The organism is Streptomyces sp. NPDC093089 (genome assembly GCF_044754405.1).
In the GTDB taxonomy this organism is placed as follows: Bacteria; Actinomycetota; Actinomycetes; order Streptomycetales; family Streptomycetaceae; genus Streptomyces.
Genome location: NZ_JBIVPA010000003.1, coordinates 656,497 through 678,615, shown reverse-complemented (window position 1 = coordinate 678,615; position 22,119 = coordinate 656,497). Strand labels below are relative to the sequence as shown.

Sequence of the window (22,119 nt, the reverse complement as noted above, 5' to 3'; positions counted from 1 at the left end):
TGCTGTGACAGCCACATCACCTGATCAGTGCCCTGCCGAGGACACTCTGGAGTTCCTGCGCTCCGCCATTGAGGCAGAGTGGCGCGAGCCGGCACTGGGGCACGAGGGCGTCTCGGCGTGGGAATCCGAGCACGGGGTCGTGCTTCCGGAGCCGTACCGGACTCTGATCTCCGAGATCGCCAACGGGGCGTCCCTCGGACCGCTGGAGGATGGCGGCCTCCTACCTCTGGGCTGGCTCCCGCCGGACTGGCCGTACGGAACCGACCGCAATCCCGCCGCCCCGTTCCCCCTTCAGGAGACCTGGGCCTGGGAAGGTAAACCCCTCGCCGATGGGCATCACGAGCGCGTCGCCGACGTCTACAACCACGGCTCCATCGTGCTCGGCACCGACGACGGCTCCTCCTACTGGGTCCTGGTCGTAACCGGACCCCAGCGAGGCAAGGTCTGGCTGCTCACCGAAGTCGGCGCCTACCCCTATCTGATGCTGGAGGCGGTCGGCTTCCTGGAATGGATGCAACGCTGGCACGCCGGCGACGGCTGGTGGGACTGACCACTGCCCACACAGACCCGATGCGGACGGGGTTCCGGCTCGAACCTATACGTGGGGAATTTGACTCCTCGGCTGAGGAATTACGTGAACTTCCACACAGCATTCCACTGGCCAATCGAGCTGCTCAGTCATAGGAGTTGAATACCAGGCACGCTCTCCGCTGCCGTCAGAGGCCGAACTCAATGTTCTGGACGTCGAGCATGTGTACTTGCTCCAGGCTCCCGGCGCGGGTGCCGAGCTGCTGGAAGTACACCTCCTTGAGCCCTTCAGCGGCGATCTGCTGAAGGGCGGCGTCGGAGTCGCCCTGGTCTCGGGCGGTGAACAGGCGCTCGGCGTAGCGGGGTGGGAGGGCCACGGTGAGGTGACGCTCGCGGGCCTCGTCGGTGGTGCCGGCCGGAGCGCTGTAGCCGAGGCGGGCCTGGACGTCGATGACGATGCCGTTGCTGGTTCCGGCGGCTTTCTTGGCCTTCGCCTTCACCTGGGGTTGCCACCGCTTTTTCACCTCGCGGGCCATGCGGTCCGCGAGGTCGGGGCGGGGCTTCTTGATCTGGTTCGTCACGTACCGCTCGACGGTGCTCTGGGAGATCCCGAGTGTCTGGGCGACGGCCTTGGTGCCTTTCAGCTGCTTGACCAGGAAGCGCATCCGCGCGCCCGCGCTCTTGGGCGCCGGGCGCGTGACCACCTGTTCCAGTGCCTTGTCGAGGCCTTCGCCGACCGACTTCGTCATCGCCTGTCTTCTACTCTCCGGTGTCGGCGGCGGTGGTCTCGCCGGTCTTGATATAGCGGGCCAGGTTGAGCTCGGGAGCCTCGGTCTGTTCGCGGATTTCCTCGGCCCACAGTGTCGTCTGGGTGCCTTCGTGCTTGACCATTCCCGGGGAGACGCCGAGCCGGAAGGATCCGGGCACGGTCTTGCCGGCATCGTCGTAGGGCAGGACGTCGAGCGGGGAGGGGCCGTCGGCGGCGTAGACAGCGCAGTCGGACAGGACCGCGACCGGGTAGCGGCCGGTGGCGGCGGCGAGAGACACCATCTTGCGGTGCATGTTGATCCGGGCGCGGGAGATGATCACGGCCCGGATGTCCGGCCGCCAGGTCGGCCTGGCGAGGGCCGGCCAGGGCTGCCCCGGGCGCCAGCCAGCGCCGCGTGCTTTCTCCTGGAACTTCCCGATGCCGTTTTTCACCGTCGACTTGACCGCGTCCAGGACGATCGCCATTGCCGGGTCGCGTCGCTTGTAGCCGTCCATCGACGCCAGGAACTCGGCCGGGGTCGCCTTCTCGTCGACGCCCAGGTCAGCCATGGTCGTCACGTACGCGTCGCGGAGCCGCTTGTACCAGTCGTCGAGGTAGCGGCCCGACTCCGGGCGGATCCACGCTTCGAGGGGGGCGACGTCGTAGCCCAGTTCCTGCGCGTAGGAGACGGTCGGGGTGGCGTACCAGGCCGGGCCGGTGGGGCGTTCCCCGGTTGGGGTGAACGGGCTCGGCAGCAGTTCGCCGTCGAGAGTTCGCCATTCCTTGCCGACCTTCACGCGGGACAGATCGACGTGGGAGAGGTCGACGAGCCATGACCCGGGTGTCTTCGGGTCGAAGGCGGGGTTGGTGACGTGGACCGGTGGGGTGGCGAGGCCGACGACGGCGCCGTTGGCGCCGGCGGCGAAGGCCATGTTCACGTCGATGCCGACCAGGTGGCGGCGCATGCACTCGTCGTCGGTGAGCGGGCGTGCCCAGTCGTATGCCTCTTCGAAGAGTTTCTCGTCGGGGCCGCGGACGTGGAAGCGTGGCAGGTGGGCGAGGACGGGGTGGCCGTCGGTCGCCTCGCACGGGGCCGGGTCCATCGGGTCCTTGCCCAGGGAGCCGGGGTTGTGGATGCTGTGCCGCTTGCCTGTCTCGTCCGGGGCGGAGGCGCGGGTCGGGGGGTGCAGGGCGGTCATGAGTTCCAGGCCGGTCACTGCGGTCGATCCGCGTGGCGTCAGGACCCGCGTGGCGTACGTACCGAGAACGGCGGCGAGTTCGGCCGGGGGAAGGTCTGCGGCGTGGCCCCAACTGCGGGTGTCGAGTGCGTTCCACGAAGGGATGCACAGCTGCACGCAGGCGCGGCGGCCGCCCTGGGCCGGGCGGTAGATCCGCGCCCACGGGCCTAGGCCGCGCCTTGTCAGCTGCCACTCCGCCCGGGTCAGCTGGGCGATCACCCTGTGGCTGTCCGGCAGCCGTCCAGCGAGGCGCTCTTCGTCGGTCAGCTCGGCGGGCAGGCCGAAGCGCTCGAGCGCGGCGCGGGTGAGGACGAGGAGCGGGTCGGCGTCCTTGCCCGACCCGTTCAGTCGCTCCGCACCGAATTTCGCCTCCGCTAGTGTCCACTGCACCAGGGCGGGCAGCGTCTTCGCGGGCACGTCCAGGACCAGGCCGCCGACGCCGTACGCGAGGACCTGGCCCTCGCCGGTGACGTCGATGACCGCGAGGGGGCCGTTCTCGAACTGCGGGCCTGTACCTGCGGCCAGGGTTTTCGCCGGGGCGGTCTTTCCGCCCGGGCGGCGTGTTGTCGGCGGCGGGCCGGTGGTGCGCGCCGGACGGAACGCGGCTACCGGAGGGGTGGCCGTGCGGGGCTGGGCGTTCTCGGAGGTCGTCGCGTCGGCCAGCTTTTCCGCGGGCAGAGGTTCGGCTTCCGTGGCCGGGGCGTGCGTGCCGGTGAACGTGGTCGGAGTCGTGTCCTTTGCCGGTTCGGCCATGTTGGTAGGGGTGGGGTAGAGCTCCGCGAGTTGCTTGAGCAGCCGGGCATACGCCTCGCGTTCCGGCCCCCGGGGCTCGGTCCTGGATTCCCAACCGCTGACCGTCGCCCGGCGCACCCGCAGAGCAGCGGCCACCTCGTCCAGGGTCAGGCCGTGCGCGGTGCGCAGTCGCTTGCGCTCTTCCGGCGACGGCAGCGGTGCACGGGACGCGACCAGTGCGTCGACCGCATCGAACAACTCAGACATGGAACACCTCCTGACCAACACACTACCCCTACGAACCGTACGGATAGCGCACATTGACCGTACGGACTGCGTACATATCTCGCCGAGGGGTGGCTGAGAAGGTTCGAGATCCGGCGACCTGCGGTGCCCCGTGAAGGCGAACCTTGCGGAAGGACGAGCTACCTTGCGGGGTTCCGAGGCTTCGGACGCGAAACGGCGGCCGGATGCGCCGCTGTCCGCCGGATCCGCAGGTAGGTCGCACGGGCCGGTGCTGGGAGAAGCTCGATATACCGGCTGTACCGGTGGCCCGGGCGCCAGCCGCCCCTGGCTGCGTGCGCCCTCCGGCTACGAGTGCATGGCACGTCCTTGGCCTTTGGGGCCACGTTGGGAGTCGCCGCGTCGCTGGTAGCCACCAGCGGAGCCCGGCCCGACGAATCCGGGTAGCGCGAGGCCACCAGCATCTAGACTGCCGGTTCCGCTAGCAGAGAGGACGACTTATCAGATGGCAGAGTCGGACGAGACACCCCGCCCTGCGAGCGATGATCCTGACCCTTCCGCCCCGGTACCAGAAGGCGGCGGCAGACCCCTACGTCAGCGCCTCACTGAGAGATGGAACGGGCTCGGGGTTACTGGCAAGGCGGGTGCGGTCGTAGGCGTGGCGGTTGCGCTAGGGGCAGGTTTCCTGGCCTTCTCCAAGCACCGCGAGGAGGAAGCCGACTACGAAGACGTCACCAGTCTCACCGACGGGATCGCCAGCCTCCTCAGCTCGGCCATCACCGAACAGGACTCCAGCGATCCCCGACTCACCCCTCAGTATGTGAAGGAGGCATGGGAGGCGGACGATTACGAGCGCGACACCTGCCTCAACCCCCGGCTCCACCCCCACGGGTGCACCCATGAGCGTCGCCAGGTGGCCCGCTCCACCAGAAAACGGCGTAAGGACCTTTTGACCACGGACTCCTGAGGCGACCAGGTCCCGCCTGTTGCCACCGGTGGCCAGACGAGCGGTCGGCCGTCGAATCCGCAAGGTAGGTCTACACAACCACGGCCCGCTCTGTGAAGACCCACCCGTCGCCCCGCTGGTCACCCACACCCCGCACCGCAACCTCCGCCCGAACCGGACATGGGGTGGTGCGCCGAGCAACCTCAGGCCGCTATTCCTCGTTGGCCTGGTGGTCAAGGCGAGGGAGCGGGAGATGGTCACGGCCGAAGTCGCCGGCCTCATCAGGCGTCGGTATCGAGAAGGCATCAGTATTCGCGCAGTGGCCATGGAGCTGGGGATCAGCAAGAACACTGTGCAGCAGCAGCTTCCGCCTGGGGAACGGCGAAGCGCGGTCGAGGCCGCCCGGCAGCGCAACAAGAACCGGTCGGAAACCTCAGAGGCAGAGGAGCTCCGCGGCGAGGTCATCCGGCTGTACCGATCAGGCATGTCCGGCGCTGAAGTCGCGTCCACTCTTGGCATCACCACGTCCATGGTGTGGTCGCGGCTCCCCCAGCAACTGCGGCGCTCCCGCAGCGTTACCGCGTCGCTGATCGGCAGACGTGTCGCTGACCGTCTGCCTGAAAGGGAGATCATCGAGCGCTATGAGGCCGGCGAGTCGCTCACTGCTCTGGGGGTGCGTTACGGCGTTCACCCCTCGACCATCCGGCGGCGGATCCCTCAGGGCGTGACCCGTCCCCGTGGGCTGCTCTCTCCCGCACAGCGCCGGGGCCCGCACGATCTGCCTGACAGGGAGATCCGTCAGCGGTATCGCAACGGCGAGAGTGCCTACAGCCTTGCCAAAGCCTTCGCTGTGTCGCAGACGGTCATCCGCCGGCGGATCCCGGATGACGAGTGACGCGGGCGGTCTCCATCGAAGCCGTTGGCAGCTCAGCGGCCGAAGCCTCAACGCCGCATCCTCGTGCGTCGATCAGCGCTGCAGATCTCTCATGCGCAGGCCCTGAAGCGGTACCGTGCCGGCGAGTCCGCATCGAGCATTGCCCGTGCCGAGGGGGTGTCGTGCATGACGATCGTGCGCCTCATCCCTGAGGGCGAACGACGCACCAGCGATCAGACGAAGCAAGTGAACCGGCGTGCTCCTGGCTTCGACGGAGCAGAGATCCGTCGCCTTCGCAGTCAAGGGCAGACGGTCCGGGATATCGCTGCCGCTGCTGGTCTGTCGGTGAAAACCGTGAGGAACCGACAACTGAAACCGTGAACTCGACGGCATGGCTTTGTTCACGAAGAACCGCTTCTGGCTCAAGTTCTGCGGTCTGTGACTTTGGGTAACCGATTAGATCTCGAAGAGGGCTTCCTCTTGTGGCGGGATCGGAGGGTCAAGGACGTCGCGGAGGCGGGTGATCTCCTGACGCCACTTCGACCAGTTCGCAGCTTCGGCCCACTGTTCGGCGAGTTCAGACCGGTCGGAGACCACTTGGTCCAGGGCGTCGACGGCGAGCATTCGAAGGTCTGCGGGCAACTCCGGTAGCAGCTCTGACGGGCCATAGTTCAAACACGCCGACTCGCCGTCAGGATGCTGGGCGACGACCAGGGCAGCTGCGGCCACTGCCCGCTCGCCGTCGTAGATACCGAGGAAGTCCGCGGGGCTGGCGGCGCGTACGAGCACGCCGCGGATCATGGGTTCGCGTTCTTCCCGCGCTGCCTCGTCCAGATCACCGCAGAAGTCGGCGGCGGTGTCGTTGCCGAAGGGGCCGGTATCCCAGGTGCCCATATCTCTCCTTGCATGGCCGTCTGGGGATCGTCGCACTAACCACCGACAACGAGGTCACGAGGCAAGCAGCACCCGCTTGCGCAGGAGCTTGAAGCCGGCGCGTCCGTACATCTGGAGCAATAGTCAATACATGTGGATGGCTTGGTCATGGCGGCGGGTTGGTTCCCCGGGTGGCCTGCCAGCGGGAGCGCGGGGTAGCTGACGTGGATGACGGGATTTCCCAAAGTTCTTGACTCTCCGGGAATCCGCTGTCACAGATGGCTGGGCTGCAGAATCAAGGAGCCAGCACTCCCCACCAACAATACGCCATCCGTCGTCGCCGTTTACGTTGCGCCAGGGCGCGACGCCCGGCCACCTACTCAGGAAGGATCAGGAGACTCGCGCCCGAGCAGATATTCAAACTCTCCCGGAGATACGGGCAATCCGAATCGAACTGATATCTCCACGAGAGGATCTCCGAAGATATCATAGAGATCCCCACGCCCGAGATCAGTCACCCGCAGCAAAGATCGCGCATCGGCGTCCGAAAAACCTGCGAGGTCATGCCGACTCATCAGTCGACCCGACTCGCGGTCGAACTCTTCGATCACCCATTTAGACATCAACATGCTCCCAGCGTGCGCCCGGGTACCGGCTTTCCCTTATTACCAGGGAGCTGATTTCCTGAATTCGGATCAAACTCCCCCATATGCTTGGCATTCTTCTTCCCATTGGTCCACATTTCGATCGTACCGTGCGCGGAATCCCACTCAAGAATCCGACCGTCCGGCAGGGACCAGCGAGCTCGATAGCCACCACCCTTTTTCGGGGATCCCTTGCCAACGTATTTCGCTTCGGGGAAACCGGGAAGATTCTTATCGGAGGGTGGAGGCGTGTAGCCGCCAGAATTGTGCACAAGGACCGGAGTGGCCCCAGCCAGCACATAGTACGTGTGAAGGCCTGCGATGGTGAGGTTGTAGGTGCTCTGTGTTGCCGTGTAGCTGCGGACGACCTGGACCGTGGAGATGGATCCTCGGTCGGTGCGTAGGGTCATGCCCGGCTTGAGGTCGTTAGCGTCAAGCCACGCGTGTTCGGATTCCACCCAGAAGGGGTGGTGGGCAGTGGCGGTGACAGAACCTCTGCCGCTGTCAGTGGTGACGGTGAGGTCGACATAGGCCTTGTCGCCTGCGGTGAAGATGGTGGCGGTGACCTTCTTCGCCTCGGTTTCACCCGTCTCGGGGTGTGTGGCCAACACTGCCTCGCCGACCTTGATGTCCTCGATCGGCTTGGTAGTGCCGTCAGCCATGAGGACTTCCGTGCCCGCTATGAAGCTATTGCGTGTGCATGGAGATCCCGCCCGGCTCCTACCTCCGGGACCATTGAGGCTCCCGCCGGGGCTTTCTCCGGAGCCCAGCGCAATACCCGACGCCAGGAATTCACTGTTACTCGACACCACCCTGGGGCACCGGAAACTGTTCGCTTGAGTGCAGGCATGCCATTTCTCGCGGGCCAGCAAGTCGTAGTAGTCGGACCTCTGATCCTCGTCTACGGGATCGGTGTACCACTTCACTACGCACATCTCGGCGCAATAGCTGGTCTGGAGCTGCTTGTGCAGCTGCATTGCGAACGCGGAGGCATCGGACCACGTCTTGGGCACATGAATTCCGGGGAGCACCGAGATGTACCCGGGGACGATCTCCGGACCCGTCCCCGACCCGCTGTAACCGCTTGTAGACCACCAGCTGCCGTTGTAGCTGTCGTTGTCGCAGCCGTTGCAGCCCCAGGAGGAGTCGTTGAGTGGAAGGCCCTCACTGTTGGTCGTGGGGGTGTTATTTCCGTATTGCGTGCCGCCTCCGCACTCGTCAGGCGTGCGGCACGCTGCGAGTCCGCTCGGATCGGTGAGGGAGACGGGGGTGCCGTTGGCGTAGGTGTACCCATTCATTTGGAGCGGGTCGGTGAGGTCGATGAGGGGGTCGGCGGAGAGGAAGCGGCCTGTGGTGGGGTCGTATTCGCGGGCGCCGATGTGGGTGAGGCCGGTGGTGGGGTCGTCGGTGCCGGTGCCGACGAAGGTCTGGCGGCCGGGCCATTTGACGGGCTGGGTGCCGCGGGGGTTGCCGTAGGGGTCGAAGGCGCGGCGGGTGAGGGGCTGGCCGTCGGTCTGCTCGATGGCGGTGAGGGGGGTGTCGTGGTGGTCGGTAAGCAGGACGGTGAGTTTGTGGCCGGTGGTGGAGCCGAGAGTGGTGCGGACGGTGGTGGGGGCGCCGGGGTGGTTGTAGTAGCGCTCGGCTCGCAGGGGGGTGCCGGTGGTGGTGACGGTGATCTGGGCGTCGGGGAGGTAGAGGGTGCGGGTGGTGTCGGTGGTCTCGATGAGGCGGTTGCCGGCGGAGTCGTAGAGGTAGCTGGTGGCGTTACCCAAACGCCACTTCTGCGAGTTCTGCTGGTTGCAGGCGGCGAGCTGGAGTGCCTTGCCGTCGGTGTATTCGGCGTTGGGGACGACAACGCAGGTGTTGGTGGCCGGGTTGCGGAGCGAGTCGTCGTCGGGGTTGTGGGTGAGCTGCTGTTCGGGGCGGCCGTCGCAGGGGGCGATGACGAGGTTGGTGGCGGAGACCGTGGCGCACTTGCCGAGGACCTGGAGGGCTCCTTCGGTCAGCTTCCACTGCTGTGGTGTGGTGCCGTTGCAGGTGTAGAGCTGGATGGGTGTGCCGGTGGTCTTGTTTCCGCTGCGCAGGTCCAGGCATTTGCCGGAGGGGTTGACCAGGGGGCCTTGGCCGTTGCCGAAGCCGGTGACGGAGGTGAGCTTGTTGCGGCGGTCCCAGTTCAGGGTCTGGGTGTCGCCGCCCGTCATGCGCTCGTAGGTGTTGCCGAGGTCGTCGGACTTGAGCGTGGAGATGGCCTGGACCGTGGATCCGGGGGCGTTGGTGGTGGAGTCGATGCTGGTGAGGGTGTGCGGCTGTGCCGTGGTGGGTGCCTGGGTGCCGTTGTTGCTGACCGTTTTGCCGTAGCCGTAGGTGTAGGTGTCGTTCAGCGTCGGGTCGGTCAGGTCGCGGGCGGTGAGTTTGGTCCGGTTGCCGATGGAGTCGAACTCGTACTGGTGCCAGTAGCCGCCGCCGTCGATGCCGGCGGAGAGCTGGGTCTGGCTGGGGCCCGCGCCCGGTGCGGTGGTGGCGGTCGGGCAGCCGGTCTGGCCGGTCCAGGCGTGGACGAGGCGGCCCATGGGGTCGTAGGCGAAACACTGCTGATCCGTCGCCTGCGACTGGGTCTGCTGTCCGCCGGCGGTGGTGACGGTGGTCTGCAGGTCCTTGATGGAGGTGACGTTGCCGACGGTGTCGTAGCCGTAGGTGAGAGTGGAGATGTGAGCGTAGGGGATCGTGGCCTCGCGCTGGCTCTCGGCTTCAGAGAGCTGGCCGGTGAAATCGTCGTAGATGTTGCTGGTCCACACACGGCGAGGGGACTGCCCCGAGGTGGTGCGCAGGACCTGGCCGAGGGGGCCGTAGACGGTGCCGGAGGTGTACCAGGCGAGGCCCGAGGTGGTCACCGGAGCGCCGTCGGCGTTGTAGCGGGTGATGAGTTTTTCGGCGGTGAGACCGGCGGGAGTGGCCGGCAGGGTCGTGGTCTGGAGTTTTCCGGTGGAGGTGTAGGTGTAGCCGTAGGTGTAGGTGCCGGAAAGGCCGGCGGTGTCCACGGTGGACGGGATGGTGACCTTGGTGCCGGTGTGGCGGTATTCGGTGTCGTAGCCGGTGACTTCGCTGGTGTAGGCGGCGCCCTGCTTGTACTGGGTGGAGGCGACGGGGTAGCCCTTGGCTCCGGGCAGGGTGTCGTAGGTCCACTTGGTGACGAGGGGCCCGGTGGCGGAGTCGTCGTGGAGTTCGGTGGTGCGGCCCAGGTTGTCGTAGAGGGTGTGCTGTTCGCGCAGGCTGTTGTCCCTCGACCAGATCTGGCGGTCGAGGATGTCGTAGCCGAAGGAGGACTCACCCGTGTCGGGGTCCTTGGATGCGCTCAGCCGGCCGCGGACGTCGTAGGTGTAGGTCCAGGCATTGCCCTGGGCGTCAGTGACCTCGGCGAGCTTGCCGCGCGGGTCATAGCGATAGGTCGTGGTGATGGGCGCACCGAGGTCGGTGGTGGTGTAGTGCTCGACCTTGACCGTGCGGCCGAGCGCGTCGGTCGTGGTCTTCGCGGCGCGGCTACCCGAGAGCGGCGTCGAGCCGTTCGCTGACATGCCGGTGCGGGTGAGGGTCCAGTCGGCGCCGTACTGCGTGGTCGCAGTGTGCTGGGCGACGTCGTTCTTCAGCGTGGTCACCCGGACAGGGCGGCCGAGCCCGTCGTAGGCCGTGTTCGTCGAGCTGGGGACCTCGAAGACGGTGACCGGGGTGAAGAGCTCCGTGGTGGGCTCACTGCGGGCGAGGTAGGCGTTGCTCGTCTCGCTGACGGTGCCACTGGAGTTGTACTGCGTGTCGGTGACAATGCGTCCGCCGCCGAGGGCCTCGCTCTGAGTCTGGCGCGGGCGCATGAGGCCGTCGTAGAGCGCGACGGATGACTCGTAGGTGCCGTCATCGCGCAGGGTCTTGGTGGTGACCGCGGGGATCTTGTTGTCAGCGAGCTGGTAGTCGAACTGGACAGACGGGGTGGTGGTGTCGGGGTTGCGTGAGGCCGACCAGACCTTGATGACGCGGCCCAGTTCGTCGTAGGCGCTGGTGGTCTTCCGCCCGTTGGGGTCGGTGACGGACAGCGGGGTCCCGCGCCCGGGATCGAATGCCGTGGTGACGGAGTGGGTGGCGGCGTTAGTGGTGGTGATCTGGAACGCCGGCCCCTTGTCAGGGACGTACGTGGTCGTGCTGGCGTTGTCCTTGGCGTCGGTGACCTTGACCGCGCGCCCCAGCTCGTCGTACTCGGTTCGGACGGAGGTGATCCAGTTGGTGCCGTCCGCGGCGATGGTGTCGACCTGGCGCGGCAGGCCCTTGACGGGGGCGGTGCCGAAGGCGGCCGTGGCGTCGTAGGAGGTGCGGGTCTCGCTGATGATGCGGTCCGTGTACGAGCCGGCGATCTGGCAGCGGCCGGTGATGCTGCGGGTGTGAGAGGGCAGGCCGATGAGATGCGCGGTGGTGTTGTGCACGTACTCGGTGGTGCTGCATGCCTCGTCGGAGATCGTGCCGTCGGCGCCGGTCACGTAGGTGTAGACGCTCTCGGGGAGCCCGTAGGTCTCGTCGTAGGTGTTCTCGGTGCGGACCTTGCGGGTCTCGCCGGCGCCGAGTTCCTGGATGCTCTCGGTGGTGAGGATGCCGGTGCGGTAGGCCTTCAGGTCAGGCAGGCCGTCGCCGCGCACGCGGGTGGCGGTTTCCTTGGCATAGGGCCAGGACAGTGCGCGGGCGTGGACGGTGCCGTTGTCCGCGCGGGTGTAGGTGATCGTCTCGGCGGCTTGGCCCTGGTAGGCGGGGAGGTCTTCGCCGAGGGTCTGGGTACCGGTGGAGTCCTTGACCAAGACGGCGGGGCGGTTGGCGTCCTGGGACATGCCGCGGAAGTAGCGGGTGACGGTCTTGGACTGCTCGGTGGCCGTGGACGTGCCGGTGTTCGCGGTCTCGCCGTGGGTGACGGTCACTTCGGCGTAGCCGCGCCACTGGCTGTAGGTGCGCAGTTCGGGCTTGGAGAACTCGTCGGTGTCCTTGGCCCAAGCCGCGCCGTCGTCGGGGTAGGTGTAGGTGGTGACGACGTCTTTCTGGCGTGCGACGCGGTCCTTTTCGATGACGCGGTCGACGACGTACTTGTTGAACCACTCGGTCTTGGGCTTCTCGAGGTCCGGGTCGGGTGACCAGTGGACCGGGAAGCAGCGCGAGGTGTTGGCCTCGGGCGCGGGGTGGGTGGCGCCGACGGGGCAGGGGGCGGAGTAGTCGACGTAGATCTCCCCGCCCGTCTCGGTGCGGATGGTCTCCACGCGCAGCCGGTCGAAGTCGGGGGTGGGGTCCTGGGAGCTGGTGGCGACACGGTTGGGCATGTCGACCTGGTTGGCCAGGAAGGTGACGGCCGGCAGGTCACTGGTGGTGCCGTCCGCCGCGTAGCCGGTCCGGGTGATGGACTCCAGCCACAGCGGTGGGTGGGTGTCGGTGCGCTGCTTGGGGAACGACTGTGCCAGGTCCCAGGTGTCGACCAGGGACAGAGCGGTGGAGCCGGGGGTGCGCTGGCCGTGGGTGCGGACTGCGATCAGTCGTCCCTTGGTCCAGAAGGTGGGTGAGGTGACGTAGCAGTTGGTCGCACTGGTCTTGCAGTGGAGGGTGGCGGGGGTGTCCCACCAGGGCTGCTTGTCCTCGTAGTTCGTCGACTCGAACTCGGTGTCGCTGCAGGAGATGGCACCTTCCCTGATGCAGCGTTCGTCGACCTTGAACTCGACCTTGCCTGCGGGAGCACCGGTGAGGTTGTCGCTGCGCAGGCCGTAGAGGATCTGGGTGGGGTAGCCGCCGCGGATGTACTCCTTGGCCTGCTTGTACTTGCCGTTCTGGGCGTAGCGGTTGGTTTCGGGGAACCAGTCGATGATCATGGCGTTGCCGTGGACGTCCTCGACGTAGTCGAGGTTCCAGCGCCATGCCTGCTTGCAGAAGGAGGCCGCGTAGGTGGCCTGGTGGCAGGGCTCGCCGGTGTGGTTTCCGGCCACGGGGGCGGTGAAGGTCGAGCGGGTTTCGGGCCGGGTGCCTGTGGTGCCGTCCACGTCGTTGCGGCCGAAGTGGTAGCGGGTGCCGTCGCGGGTGGTGACTTGCCAGTACTCGCCGTCGTAGGCGCCGGTCTGCTTGCCGCCGGTCTTGGTGGTGCCGTTCTTGTCCTTGTATTCGATCTTCGCGCCGTCGTCGTTGGCGGAGACCCAGCGGCCGTCGGCGTCGTGGACGAGTTCGGTGGTGCTGCCGCCGAGGGACAGGACGAGGTTGTCGCTGGCCCAGCAGAGGTCGGACTTCTTCTTGTCGGTGGCGTTGTCGTTGTTGGGGCTGCTGGGGCTGTCCTTGCGGTCCTCGGAGCAGGTGCGGTAGCGGCGCTCGACGAAGCCGGGGTGGTAGTCCCAGCCGTCTCCGATCCAGGAGGCCTGGGCGTTGGCGACGGAGGTCTTGCCGTCGACGGCCTGGGAGGAGTAGGTGAAGCTGATCTTGGGTGCCGGGCCGGCGGGGGGTGCGGGGACGGAGAGCGGGTAGGTCCAGGTGAACCCGCCGCCGCTGCCGCCGGCCGTCCAGGAGCCGGAGGGGGCGAGCGAGGAGGCCTTGTAGGAGCCGGCGGCGCCGGCCCCGGAGTCGGTGGCCACCAGGACGCTCGTGCCGCCGCCGGCCTGGGTGGACAGTCCTTGCGTGGGGACGTCGGCCGGGTCGATGGTGGCGGTGACGGTGTCGGCGCCGGCGTCGTTCACGCTCGGCACGTCGATGGGGGTCGAGCACTCGTCGAGGTCGGGGGTTTCCAGGAAGCACTCGGGCAGCTGGACCATGCGGAGTCGGGAGACCCACTCGGTGCCGAACAGGTCGGCGAACTTGCGGTAGTCGAGCTCCACATCGATGGGGGTCGAGCCGGTGGGCGGCGGCGTGACGCTGATGACCGCAGCGTCGACGCCGGCTTTGTCCTTCGCCGTCTGCGCCTCGATCTTGACGGCCCACGTCCCGGTGGGGGCCGGGGGCTGCGGCTCGCCTTCGAGTGCGGTGGCCTGGCCGAGTTTCACGGGGAGGTCTCCGACAGGCTTCATCTGCCCTGCCGCCTGCCCGAGATCGACCGTGTCGTTGTCCGGCGCCGGCGGGGTGGTCTCGGTGGGGATGTACTCGGCCGGGGGCTCTACGGGGTCGCCCTTCCAGCTGCTGAGTTCTTCGGCCTTGACCGCGTCCGGGTCCGCGTTGGCCGTCTCCTGCAGATCGGGGAGCTGGACGGCGTGGGGCACCGGGTCCTCCGGCGGCGGAGCGGCGAACGCCTGGGACGGCAGCAGTGATATCGCCAGCAGTGCCGAGACCGTGACGCCCGCGCGTCGCGCGGCGCGCCGTGCCTGGTGGCCAGGCGTGCGCAGCGGCCATCCCGAACGGGACCAGGACATGCAGAACCCCCACTTCCGCCGCGTGCTCGGCAAGGCCGGCCGCAGGGAAAACCCATCAAATATTCACGTGATTGTGCGGGAAATCGTCACGGGAAATCCACAACACTTCCCGGAAGGTGACACTCGTCACTGCGCATTTGAATTCGAATGCGGAGCTATTCACGCGAAAGATGAATATGGAAATAATCTACTGCGCTGATGGTCATTCACGGCGCAAGTGATCAATCCAGCGATTGCGACATAGGGACACCCCCGCGGGTTGATATGACCGATTAGGGCTTTACGTCGCCCTCTTGATGGCGCATCACAGCTGGTAAGAGCGCTGACGGAGTCTGCTGGTTCCCTCCGGTGCGAGAAAAGGCGGGGGTATGACGAAAGCGTGAAGATGCGCCATGCTCTGCTGGCACTCGTGTGTGCGCAGCAGGAATTTCCAGGGCATGGCGGTTTCCCGGTGCCCAGGGGGGAAGGGACTCATGGACGCCTCTGCAAGGCCTGAAGAAACCGATCGCGCACCCGCGGGGGAAAGCGGTCCCGGGGCGTTCGCCGCGCCCGGCGGCAAAGGCGCGGCAGCCGGACGCAGGCGCCGTCTGTTTGCCGTCGTGGCCGCGGGTGTAGCTGTCGCCATCGCTCTTCCGCTGGGTGCCCATTTCGTGGGCGGCGGGCGTGATAGCAAGGGCGAGGCGCACTCCAGGCCGACCGCTGCCCATCCGCTGGGCATGCTCGAGGCGGCCCGTGAGGCCAGGCGGACGGGCAAGGATGTCGAGGTCACCGCGGAGCGGACCGCTCACGCCACCACCTGGGCCCAGCCGGATGGACAGTTCCGCACCCGGACGCACAGCGACACCATCCGCGCGAAGGTCGGCGGCGAGTGGAAGAAGATCGATACCACCCTGCGCCGGACCAAGGAGGGCTACGCGCCGGCCGCGGTGAACGACGCGCTGCTGTTCAGCGCGGGCACCGCCGCCAAGGACTTTGGCGGCCGTGCCTCCCGCGCCGTGCAGCGCACCGTCCTGCCGCAGGCCGCTTCCCTCACAACTGACGCGCCCGCCTGGAGTGAGCTCGTGCGGCTCACCGTGGACGGGCACGACCTCGTCGTCAGCTGGCCCGGGCAGCTGCCCGCACCCGTCGTCGACGGCGCCCGCGCCCTGTACCAGGACGTGCGGCCCGGAATCGACCTCCTGCTCACCGCGCGCGACAGCGGCTACTCCCACGTCCTGATCGTCCACACCCGCCAGGCTGCCCAGGATCCGCTGCTCGCCGACCTGAACTACCGCCTGTCCTCCCCCACGCTCACCTTCCGCCTGGACCCCGTCTCCCACGTCGTCAGCGCCGTCGACGGCAACGGTACGGAGATGGCCGCCGCGCCCACCCCCTACCTGTGGGACTCCGCGGGGGAAATCCGGACGACGCTGGGTGAGCCGGTCCCCGCCGTCGATCCGTCCCTGGCGGATACCGCTCTGGCCTTGCCGAGCCTGGCCGGCCCGCAGCCCGGCAGCCACGACGCGGCCCTGGGCGCCACGCTCAGCGCGGACGGCGTGCTGCAGCTCGCCGTGAAGCCACGCGTCCTCGATGACCCCGACGTCGTCTACCCCGTCTTCATCGACCCCTCCTTCAAGGGCCGCAAGAAGAACTGGACGCTGCTGTACGAGAAGTACCCGAGCTCGAGCTTCTACAACGGGCAGAACTTCAACGACGGCACCAACGAGGCCCGCGTCGGCTTCGAGGCGACCACCCAGGGCATATCCCGGTCGGTCTTCAATTTCGAGCACGACAGCAAGCTGAACGACGCGGTGGTGACGCAGTCGACCTTCCGGATCTGGCAGACCTATTCCTGGGGTTGCACCCCGACGCAGTACAACGTCTACCTCGCCGGCACGGTCTCCCCCGCCCACAGTTGGAACAGTCCGCCGACGTGGGGGCGGCTGATCAAGCCCGCCACCAGTGGCAGCGGCTACCGGGCCGACACCTGCCCCGACAGCTGGGTCGGCGTCGACATGAAGTCGATCGCCCAGGAGGCCTCCACCGGCCACTGGGCCGGGATCGGCATCGGCTTGCGTGCCGCCAACGAGGCCGACACCAGCCAGTGGAAGAAGTTCATGGCCAACGGCGAGCTCTCGCCGTACATCGAAACCGTCTACAACCACAACCCCAACGAGCCGCTGCAGGTCGGGATGTCCACCGTCCCCGGCGGCACCTGCGACACCGCCAGCCCCTACCTCGCCATCGGCAAGAGCGACATCACCTTCCAGGTCACCGGCGTCGACAAGGACGGCGACCTGCGCTTCGTCCATCTCAAGGTCTGGCCCAACGACAACCCCGGCGCCCCGGTCATCGACAAGGACATCAGCCCCACCAGCGACGGCTACATCAAGGAACGCATCGACTGGGAGAGGTTCACCGGCGGCAAGACGTACTCCTGGTCCGCCTGGACCATCGACTACACCGGCGGCAAATCCGCGGCCGGCCCCTCCGGCACCACCGCCTACTGCCAGTTCACCGTCGACCACACCGCCCCCGGCAGCCCCCTCGTCACCTCCGCCGACTTCCCCGTCCCCGGCCCCGGCCTGGACCAGTGGAGCCTCGTGGAGTTCGGCACCGCCGGCAAGTTCACCTTCTCCACCGCCATCACCGTCGCCGGGGAGACGAAGCCCGACCCGGGCGTCACCCGCTACGAATACTCGATCAACATCGCCAACCCCACCGCCAACCCCTACCTGACCACCACCGGCGGCGCCGCGGTGACCAAGACCCTCACACCGCCCATGGCAGGACCCAACATCCTGTGCGTCTGGGCCGTCGACTCCGCCGGAAACCGCTCCGCGGCACCGGCCAAGTACGTCTTCTACGTCAAGCCGCGCAAAGCACCGGACCCGGCAGGCGACCTCAGCGGAGACGGCACACCCGACCTCCTGGCCATCGACGCCCAGGGCAACCTGCGCACCTACGCCGCCGAGACCGCGGGCGACGTCGGCATCGACCTCCCCGCAGGGCTCGACGCCAACGGAAAACTCCTCGACGACGGCTACTGGAAGAACCCGACCACCTCGAAGCCGGCCCTGATCACCCACTCCGGCGACTGGTACCCCGGCGACGGCGTCAACGACATGCTCGCCCGCATGCCCGACGGCAAGCTCTACCTCTACCCCGGCGACGGATACGGCAGCTTCAACACCGCCGAACGCCTCGACATCCTCCTGCCTGCCAACGCCCCCAACCCCGCAACCCTCACCCAGATCACCGCCACCGGCGACATCACCGGCGACGGACTGCCCGACATGTTCGCCCTCGCCGGCACCCAACTGTGGGCCTTCACCGGATACACCGGCGCCGCCTTCACCGACGCACGCCAACTCGCCACCACCGGCTGGAACACACAAGACATCGTCACCGTCGCCGACATCTCCGGCGACAACGTCCCCGACCTCCTCTTCCGCACCGAGGAAACCGGCCGCGGACTCCTCCTGCGACACGGCAAACCCGCCACCACCGGAGGCGTCGACCTCACCTCCCTCACCACCCCCGCCGCCTCAGCCACCGGAAAGGACGAGGTCTACGGCTCCGGCGGCTGGAACCGCGCCAGCATCCCCATGATCATCGGAATCCCTGACGCCAACGGCGACACCATCCCCGACCTGTGGGCCGTCATGAGCAACGCCAGCATCCGCTTCTACCCCGGCAACCGCACCGGCCACGGCACCTCCACCGAAGTCGGCGCCGGAGGCTGGACCGGCCTCCTCACCCTCGGATAACCGCCCACAACCCGACGGTGCCCCCGACAGCAACAGGGGGCACCGTCAACCCATAGCCATCAGGGGCCCGCCGCTCACCTCTCCAACATCAGCCACCCCAACGCCACAGCCCCCACACGGTGCGGGACAGCGAGCAGGTGAGTAACGGGACGGCCGTACAGAGGCGTCGCCACACAGGTCGAACAGCGCTGCCTCCCCACCGGATCGCCCGCCTGTCCGCGCCAGACCGGCGAGCTGCAGGCTGACCAGCCCGACAACAAACCCAAGAAACGGAGCACGCATGCAGCGGGCGTTCGCCAAACACCGCAGCTGGACATACCGGCTGCCGGCCGTGGTCATGCTGACGGCGGCCGCCAGCGCGACGGCATGTTCCAACAGCACTCCCCCACCGGAAACACTCGAGCACCGCGACGGCCGGGAGATGGGAATCGCCTTCCGCGAGGAGGGAGCATGGCCCGACATCAGCCGATCCCGGGCCGAAAGCCTGTGCCGCAGCACCGCACAATTGGAAGGCTACGACCAGGCCGGGACAGACGACTACATCGCCGGATGCACCGACGAACTGCTCACACCCTGACGCACTGCTGCACCTTTCGGCCTACCCACTGAGCCTTTCCAACCTCAGGTTGAGGCGTGAGGGTGCAAAGTCCGGTGGCGGAGCGGTGTCGAGTGGACGCGGTTGCGGATCAAGAACACGCCCGCCCGACTGACGGAAAGCACCAGCGCTGGCCTCCATCAGGGTATGTCGCTGGCGCAGTAGAAGCGGCAGCTGACGCCCGGCCCGGGTGTGCATGGTTCGCCGGCCGGCGCGCGGGTCGTACAGCGCGCGGCCGCCGGGCGACCGGGAAAGCTCAGTCGCCTACGCCTTCGTTGTCGTCCACCGAGTCAGAGCCGTCACCGTTGCCCGCCACCGAAGCCGTTACTCCATCCGATGTCGCAGCTAGCAACGGCGGGGCTGCAGCGTCGTTGGACGGTGCAGCCACCAGCGTGCCCTGAGGACGCCGTGGTGCTCCTCTTCTGCACTCTGCCGGTGAACCAGGTGTTCTCCCTGGCTGGGGATCGTGTCGGCTGGACCGGACCGGTCCAGCCTGACAGCACCGGGGCGGTCAACCAAGGTCGGTGGTCGCGGGCGCGGCACAAGCGCCGGTTGCGGGCCCACTTCTTGAGGTCGCCAACCCGTTGGCCTGGCGAAGTCCCACCGCCTGGTCGTTGCCTGCCTCGCGTCGGCGCCGGACCGCGCCGTCCGCTCCCGGGCCGGCAATGACGCCCAGGTGCGCCCCGCACGACCGACGACTGCGGGCATCTCAGCGCAGGGTTCCCGAAGCCCGGACCTCATACGAAGTAGTTGGGATGCCCTACAGGTACGGTCAGCCAGACGGGCCCCATGGACATTGCACGAATCGGCCGGATATTAGCTGCATGAGAAGGATCTTTCGGCAGCAGAATCTTCGGTCATGACAGCTATCAAACGAATCGCGGCTGTGGCCACCTCCGTCGCCGTCGTCGCTGGCGCCGCGCTCGTAGTGGCCCCCGGTGCTTCGGCCACCAGCTACAACGGGTGTGACTGGCCGAGGGTCTGCTTCTACCAGACCCAGCCCGACTGGACCATCGGCATGCCCGACGCCGCGTACCAGGACGTCACGTCCACCTACCAGAATCTCAGTTCTAACGCTTACGGGGCCGACTGGGTCTACAACAGCCGCAACGACGATCGCGCCATGCTCCGCTTCACGTACAACGGCAGCACGTACTACAAGTGCATCCCTCCCAACGGAACCATCCAGTTCTCGTCGGCTTCCACCGTCACAGGAATCCGGATCGACACAACGGCCGCCTGCTGATCCAGCCACTGCGACCACACCGGTTCCACTGCCGACCGGCCGAGATAGGCATGGGAGTACAAAGCGGTGAATGGCACCGGGGAGACGCTCTGCCATCTCGTCGGTGCCCCCGTGAAAGTCACCAGAGACATGGCCCTCCCCGTCGAGCTCGATCCTTCTGCGGCAGCCTGCGTGCGGGCCGCCTGATTGCTGGGAGCATGGTGCAGCCGACGACTACCGACAGCCGTCGGACCACCGCACCGGGACAGGGCGCGGCGCATCGTGGTGCGCGGCGGCGCTGCCGATCCAGCTGGTCTCAGGGGCGGTCGTGCGCGGCGATGGACCGGCGCTGCCAGTGTCCTGGAAGTACACCTCCTGAGGCCGCGGTCTGCTCGAGCTGGTCGTCGCTCGCGCCGTCCTCCGGGCTGCCGCCTGGTGTCTCTAACCGTCGCCACAGGTAGGCGAGCAGACGGCACCCAGGTCGTCGGCATGCTGGAGAAGATCCGCGTCCCAAGGGTCAGACCATCTGACTTCGCACCTGAGAGCGTGTCACAACGTGATTGCCCGATAGGCCAAGTGCCATGGACTACCTCATCGGCATACAGCTCGCCCTCTGACGGCCAGAAGATCAGGCCGCTGACGTAGCCGGCTGGGAAAAGGAGAGGGCTCTGTCGAGCCTGTCCAGCCATTTGTCAGCCTCATCCTCGGATGCATAGTCCGCTGCACGAGCACGACCGCTTCAGCCCGGCTCATCTCCACAGCACCCATTGCGCCCTCCCCCGTCGCCAGCCTAACGAGCAGCATGATCGGCCTGGCAAGTCCCTGGGCCGGGAGGCCCGGTGACCGCACGCGGGCCCGCCAGACGCCCGCACCGGCCCTCTTTCCAGGCCAGGACCGCCAGGGTGACCCTGGAGCAGCCATACCGGCACACAGCAAGAACCGGGGCAACTGGTGATGCAACTTGGACCAAGGGGTTGAAAGGATCATGGTGAGTGACAGAAACACAGCCGACTACTGGAATCCGGTCTACGATGACGGCCGCGACTGGAAGCAGGTCTGCGACGCGGAGATCGCGATGCTCACCCACTTCGCCGCCCCCCAGCCCGGCCAGAAAGCCCTGGACATCGGGTGCGGCACCGGCCAGCTCGCCCGCTGCCTCCACTCCCTGGGCTACGACGTGACGGGAGTAGAAGTCTCCGCCGCAGCTCTCCTCAAAGCCCGCGCCCGTTCCTACACGATGGGCCCACGCTGGGTACGGCACGACATCCAGGCCGGCCCCCCACCCGGCATCACCGCGGCAAGCATGGACATCGTCTCCTTCCGCCTGTCATTCCAGTTCTTCGACAGGAAGAAACAGATTCTCGAAATGGCCAGATCGCTGCTGCGCCCAAGGGGACTGATCTACCTCGTACTTCCCGTCCTGGAACGCGAAATCCTCCCCAGCGGCCGCCGCTCCAGCGCACTTCCCGCCGCCGAAATCTCCCACCTCTGCCAAGGCTGGCACGTCGACAAGTGGGACCTGGGATGGCTGGACCACCTCATCCTGCGAACAGCGTGACCGCTCACCCCCAACGACAGCCCCGCGCGGTATACCACGGGCTCGGCCAGTCGTCGAAGTGTTGCCGTGAGCGGGACCGGCGCCGACCGCGCGGCGGTTTCGGCGAGCGAGGACCCTGTCGCCTGGGCTACGTAGCCGCCAACCGCATCACCGTGCTCGAGTTCATGGGAGACCCACGCGGCTGCGAACTGCTCGCAGAACTGCCCAGGCACTCAACAGACCGGCTGGTGCCGCGCCAGGTCGCCCGCGCCCCTGAGCAACTCCGCTTACGACGAACTCGTCCGGGGCTGCGACGACCAGGCCCGCCAGCTGGTGAACGAAGCCGAGCACCTCGCCGAACGCGTCGGCTACCAACTAGTCGCTTTCTTCTGCACAGTGACACAGATTCACCTGGGCCTCATCGCCGGACACTGGAACGGGTGGACGCCCGCATCGAGGAGCGACTGCGAGAGACCGGCGACGACGACACCGTACGGATCGGCCTGCTGGTGGCCCACGCCACGCCGGACACAGCCCGAGGGCCGTTAGCCAAGGCCGCCGGTCACCTGCTCCCGATCGAAGCCCACCGCGACGAGATTCACGACTGGGACGTACTCCCGTCGGCCCTGCTGCTGCTCGCCCAGATCGACCTGCTCCGCGGCGACCCGGCGCAGGCCTGGCCCGGCCCCAGTCAGCTGCCCAGGGCGGCGGCAGGTCGCGCGCCCGCACTGCGGCCGACACGGCGCGGGTGAGCGGCGAAAACGGCGCGCGGGTCGACCGGTCCCGCAGT

Annotated in this window: 15 protein-coding genes; 10 read left to right on the top strand and 5 right to left on the bottom strand. The window is 67.2% G+C overall.

All coding sequences use genetic code 11. The annotated features are described in order from the left end of the window. Positions 1 to 4 precede the first annotated feature (4 nt). Complete coding sequence (locus ACIQFX_RS09935) at positions 5 to 550, top strand: SMI1/KNR4 family protein (protein WP_402460614.1); 546 nt, start codon at positions 5 to 7, stop codon at positions 548 to 550. Positions 551 to 716: 166 nt separating this feature from the next. Here ACIQFX_RS09935 and tpg read toward each other — a convergent pair whose 3' ends face one another. Together tpg and tap are read right to left on the bottom strand one after the other, a co-directional pair. Continuing rightward, positions 717 to 1,277: a telomere-protecting terminal protein Tpg gene (tpg, locus tag ACIQFX_RS09930; RefSeq protein WP_402460613.1), complete on the bottom strand. Its 561-nt coding sequence runs from the start codon at positions 1,275 to 1,277 to the stop codon at positions 717 to 719. A 10-nt stretch (positions 1,278 to 1,287) separates the two neighbouring features. Then, on the bottom strand, positions 1,288 to 3,513 hold the full coding sequence (gene tap / locus ACIQFX_RS09925; protein ID WP_402460611.1) for a telomere-associated protein Tap: 2,226 nt from the start codon (positions 3,511 to 3,513) through the stop codon (positions 1,288 to 1,290). 634 nt (positions 3,514 to 4,147) lie between these two features. Between tap and ACIQFX_RS09920 the strand changes: the two genes are divergently transcribed. The 3 genes from ACIQFX_RS09920 to ACIQFX_RS09910 all read left to right on the top strand — a co-directional run bounded on the left by ACIQFX_RS09920 (position 4,148) and on the right by ACIQFX_RS09910 (position 5,690). Continuing rightward, positions 4,148 to 4,456, top strand: coding sequence for a hypothetical protein (locus ACIQFX_RS09920; protein WP_402460609.1), 309 nt, complete (start codon positions 4,148 to 4,150; stop codon positions 4,454 to 4,456). A 232-nt stretch (positions 4,457 to 4,688) separates the two neighbouring features. Beyond that, positions 4,689 to 5,330: a hypothetical protein gene (locus tag ACIQFX_RS09915; RefSeq protein ID WP_402460607.1), complete on the top strand. Its 642-nt coding sequence runs from the start codon at positions 4,689 to 4,691 to the stop codon at positions 5,328 to 5,330. A gap of 165 nt (positions 5,331 to 5,495) precedes the next feature. After that, positions 5,496 to 5,690: a hypothetical protein gene (locus ACIQFX_RS09910; protein WP_402460605.1), complete on the top strand. Its 195-nt coding sequence runs from the start codon at positions 5,496 to 5,498 to the stop codon at positions 5,688 to 5,690. A 75-nt stretch (positions 5,691 to 5,765) separates the two neighbouring features. Here ACIQFX_RS09910 and ACIQFX_RS09905 read toward each other — a convergent pair whose 3' ends face one another. The 3 genes from ACIQFX_RS09905 to ACIQFX_RS09895 form a co-directional block, all read right to left on the bottom strand. Further along, positions 5,766 to 6,203, bottom strand: coding sequence for a DUF4259 domain-containing protein (locus ACIQFX_RS09905; protein ID WP_402460602.1), 438 nt, complete (start codon positions 6,201 to 6,203; stop codon positions 5,766 to 5,768). A 359-nt stretch (positions 6,204 to 6,562) separates the two neighbouring features. Further along, on the bottom strand, positions 6,563 to 6,811 hold the full coding sequence (locus ACIQFX_RS09900; protein WP_402460600.1) for a hypothetical protein: 249 nt from the start codon (positions 6,809 to 6,811) through the stop codon (positions 6,563 to 6,565). Beyond that, positions 6,805 to 14,223, bottom strand: a complete 7,419-nt coding sequence (locus tag ACIQFX_RS09895) for a ricin-type beta-trefoil lectin domain protein (RefSeq protein WP_402460597.1) — start codon at positions 14,221 to 14,223, stop codon at positions 6,805 to 6,807. Before ACIQFX_RS09895 ends, ACIQFX_RS09900 begins: the two co-directional genes overlap by 7 nt. On the opposite strand from ACIQFX_RS09895, the gene ACIQFX_RS09890 reads away from it, so the two are divergent. From ACIQFX_RS09890 to ACIQFX_RS09865, 6 genes are all read left to right on the top strand, one after another. Then, a complete protein-coding gene (locus ACIQFX_RS09890; RefSeq protein WP_402460595.1) occupies positions 14,222 to 14,422 on the top strand; it encodes a hypothetical protein in 201 nt (66 codons plus the stop codon). The two genes, ACIQFX_RS09895 and ACIQFX_RS09890, sit on opposite strands and share 2 nt — an antisense overlap. A 517-nt stretch (positions 14,423 to 14,939) precedes the next feature. Then, the gene (locus ACIQFX_RS09885; RefSeq protein ID WP_402460593.1) at positions 14,940 to 17,972 is read left to right on the top strand and encodes an FG-GAP repeat domain-containing protein; all 3,033 of its coding nucleotides are present in this window, start codon (positions 14,940 to 14,942) and stop codon (positions 17,970 to 17,972) included. A 280-nt stretch (positions 17,973 to 18,252) separates the two neighbouring features. Then, the gene (locus ACIQFX_RS09880; protein WP_402460592.1) at positions 18,253 to 18,549 is read left to right on the top strand and encodes a hypothetical protein; all 297 of its coding nucleotides are present in this window, start codon (positions 18,253 to 18,255) and stop codon (positions 18,547 to 18,549) included. 877 nt (positions 18,550 to 19,426) lie between these two features. Further along, positions 19,427 to 19,813 carry a hypothetical protein gene (locus ACIQFX_RS09875; protein ID WP_402460590.1) on the top strand — a complete coding sequence of 129 codons (387 nt, stop codon included), beginning with the start codon at positions 19,427 to 19,429 and terminating at the stop codon, positions 19,811 to 19,813. 964 nt (positions 19,814 to 20,777) lie between these two features. Then, positions 20,778 to 21,350 (top strand): class I SAM-dependent methyltransferase, encoded by a 573-nt coding sequence (locus ACIQFX_RS09870; protein ID WP_402460588.1) that lies wholly within the window; start codon positions 20,778 to 20,780, stop codon positions 21,348 to 21,350. Between the two features lie 419 nt (positions 21,351 to 21,769). Beyond that, a complete protein-coding gene (locus tag ACIQFX_RS09865) occupies positions 21,770 to 22,081 on the top strand; it encodes a hypothetical protein (RefSeq protein WP_402460586.1) in 312 nt (103 codons plus the stop codon). The last annotated feature ends 38 nt before the right edge of the window (positions 22,082 to 22,119 follow it).

Bases quoted from the DNA above. Each gene is read 5' to 3' on its own strand.
- ACIQFX_RS09870 (WP_402460588.1), top strand. From the start codon at position 20,778: ATGGTGAGTGACAGAAACACAGCCGACTACTGGAATCCGGTCTACGAT.
- ACIQFX_RS09875 (WP_402460590.1), top strand. From the start codon at position 19,427: ATGACAGCTATCAAACGAATCGCGGCTGTGGCCACCTCCGTCGCCGTC.
- ACIQFX_RS09910 (WP_402460605.1), top strand. From the start codon at position 5,496: ATGACGATCGTGCGCCTCATCCCTGAGGGCGAACGACGCACCAGCGAT.
- tap (WP_402460611.1), bottom strand. From the start codon at position 3,513: ATGTCTGAGTTGTTCGATGCGGTCGACGCACTGGTCGCGTCCCGTGCA.
- ACIQFX_RS09900 (WP_402460600.1), bottom strand. From the start codon at position 6,811: ATGTTGATGTCTAAATGGGTGATCGAAGAGTTCGACCGCGAGTCGGGT.
- ACIQFX_RS09890 (WP_402460595.1), top strand. From the start codon at position 14,222: ATGCAGAACCCCCACTTCCGCCGCGTGCTCGGCAAGGCCGGCCGCAGG.
- ACIQFX_RS09915 (WP_402460607.1), top strand. From the start codon at position 4,689: ATGGTCACGGCCGAAGTCGCCGGCCTCATCAGGCGTCGGTATCGAGAA.
- ACIQFX_RS09885 (WP_402460593.1), top strand. From the start codon at position 14,940: ATGCTCGAGGCGGCCCGTGAGGCCAGGCGGACGGGCAAGGATGTCGAG.
- tpg (WP_402460613.1), bottom strand. From the start codon at position 1,277: ATGACGAAGTCGGTCGGCGAAGGCCTCGACAAGGCACTGGAACAGGTG.
- ACIQFX_RS09895 (WP_402460597.1), bottom strand. From the start codon at position 14,223: ATGTCCTGGTCCCGTTCGGGATGGCCGCTGCGCACGCCTGGCCACCAG.
- ACIQFX_RS09905 (WP_402460602.1), bottom strand. From the start codon at position 6,203: ATGGGCACCTGGGATACCGGCCCCTTCGGCAACGACACCGCCGCCGAC.
- ACIQFX_RS09880 (WP_402460592.1), top strand. From the start codon at position 18,253: ATGCAGCGGGCGTTCGCCAAACACCGCAGCTGGACATACCGGCTGCCG.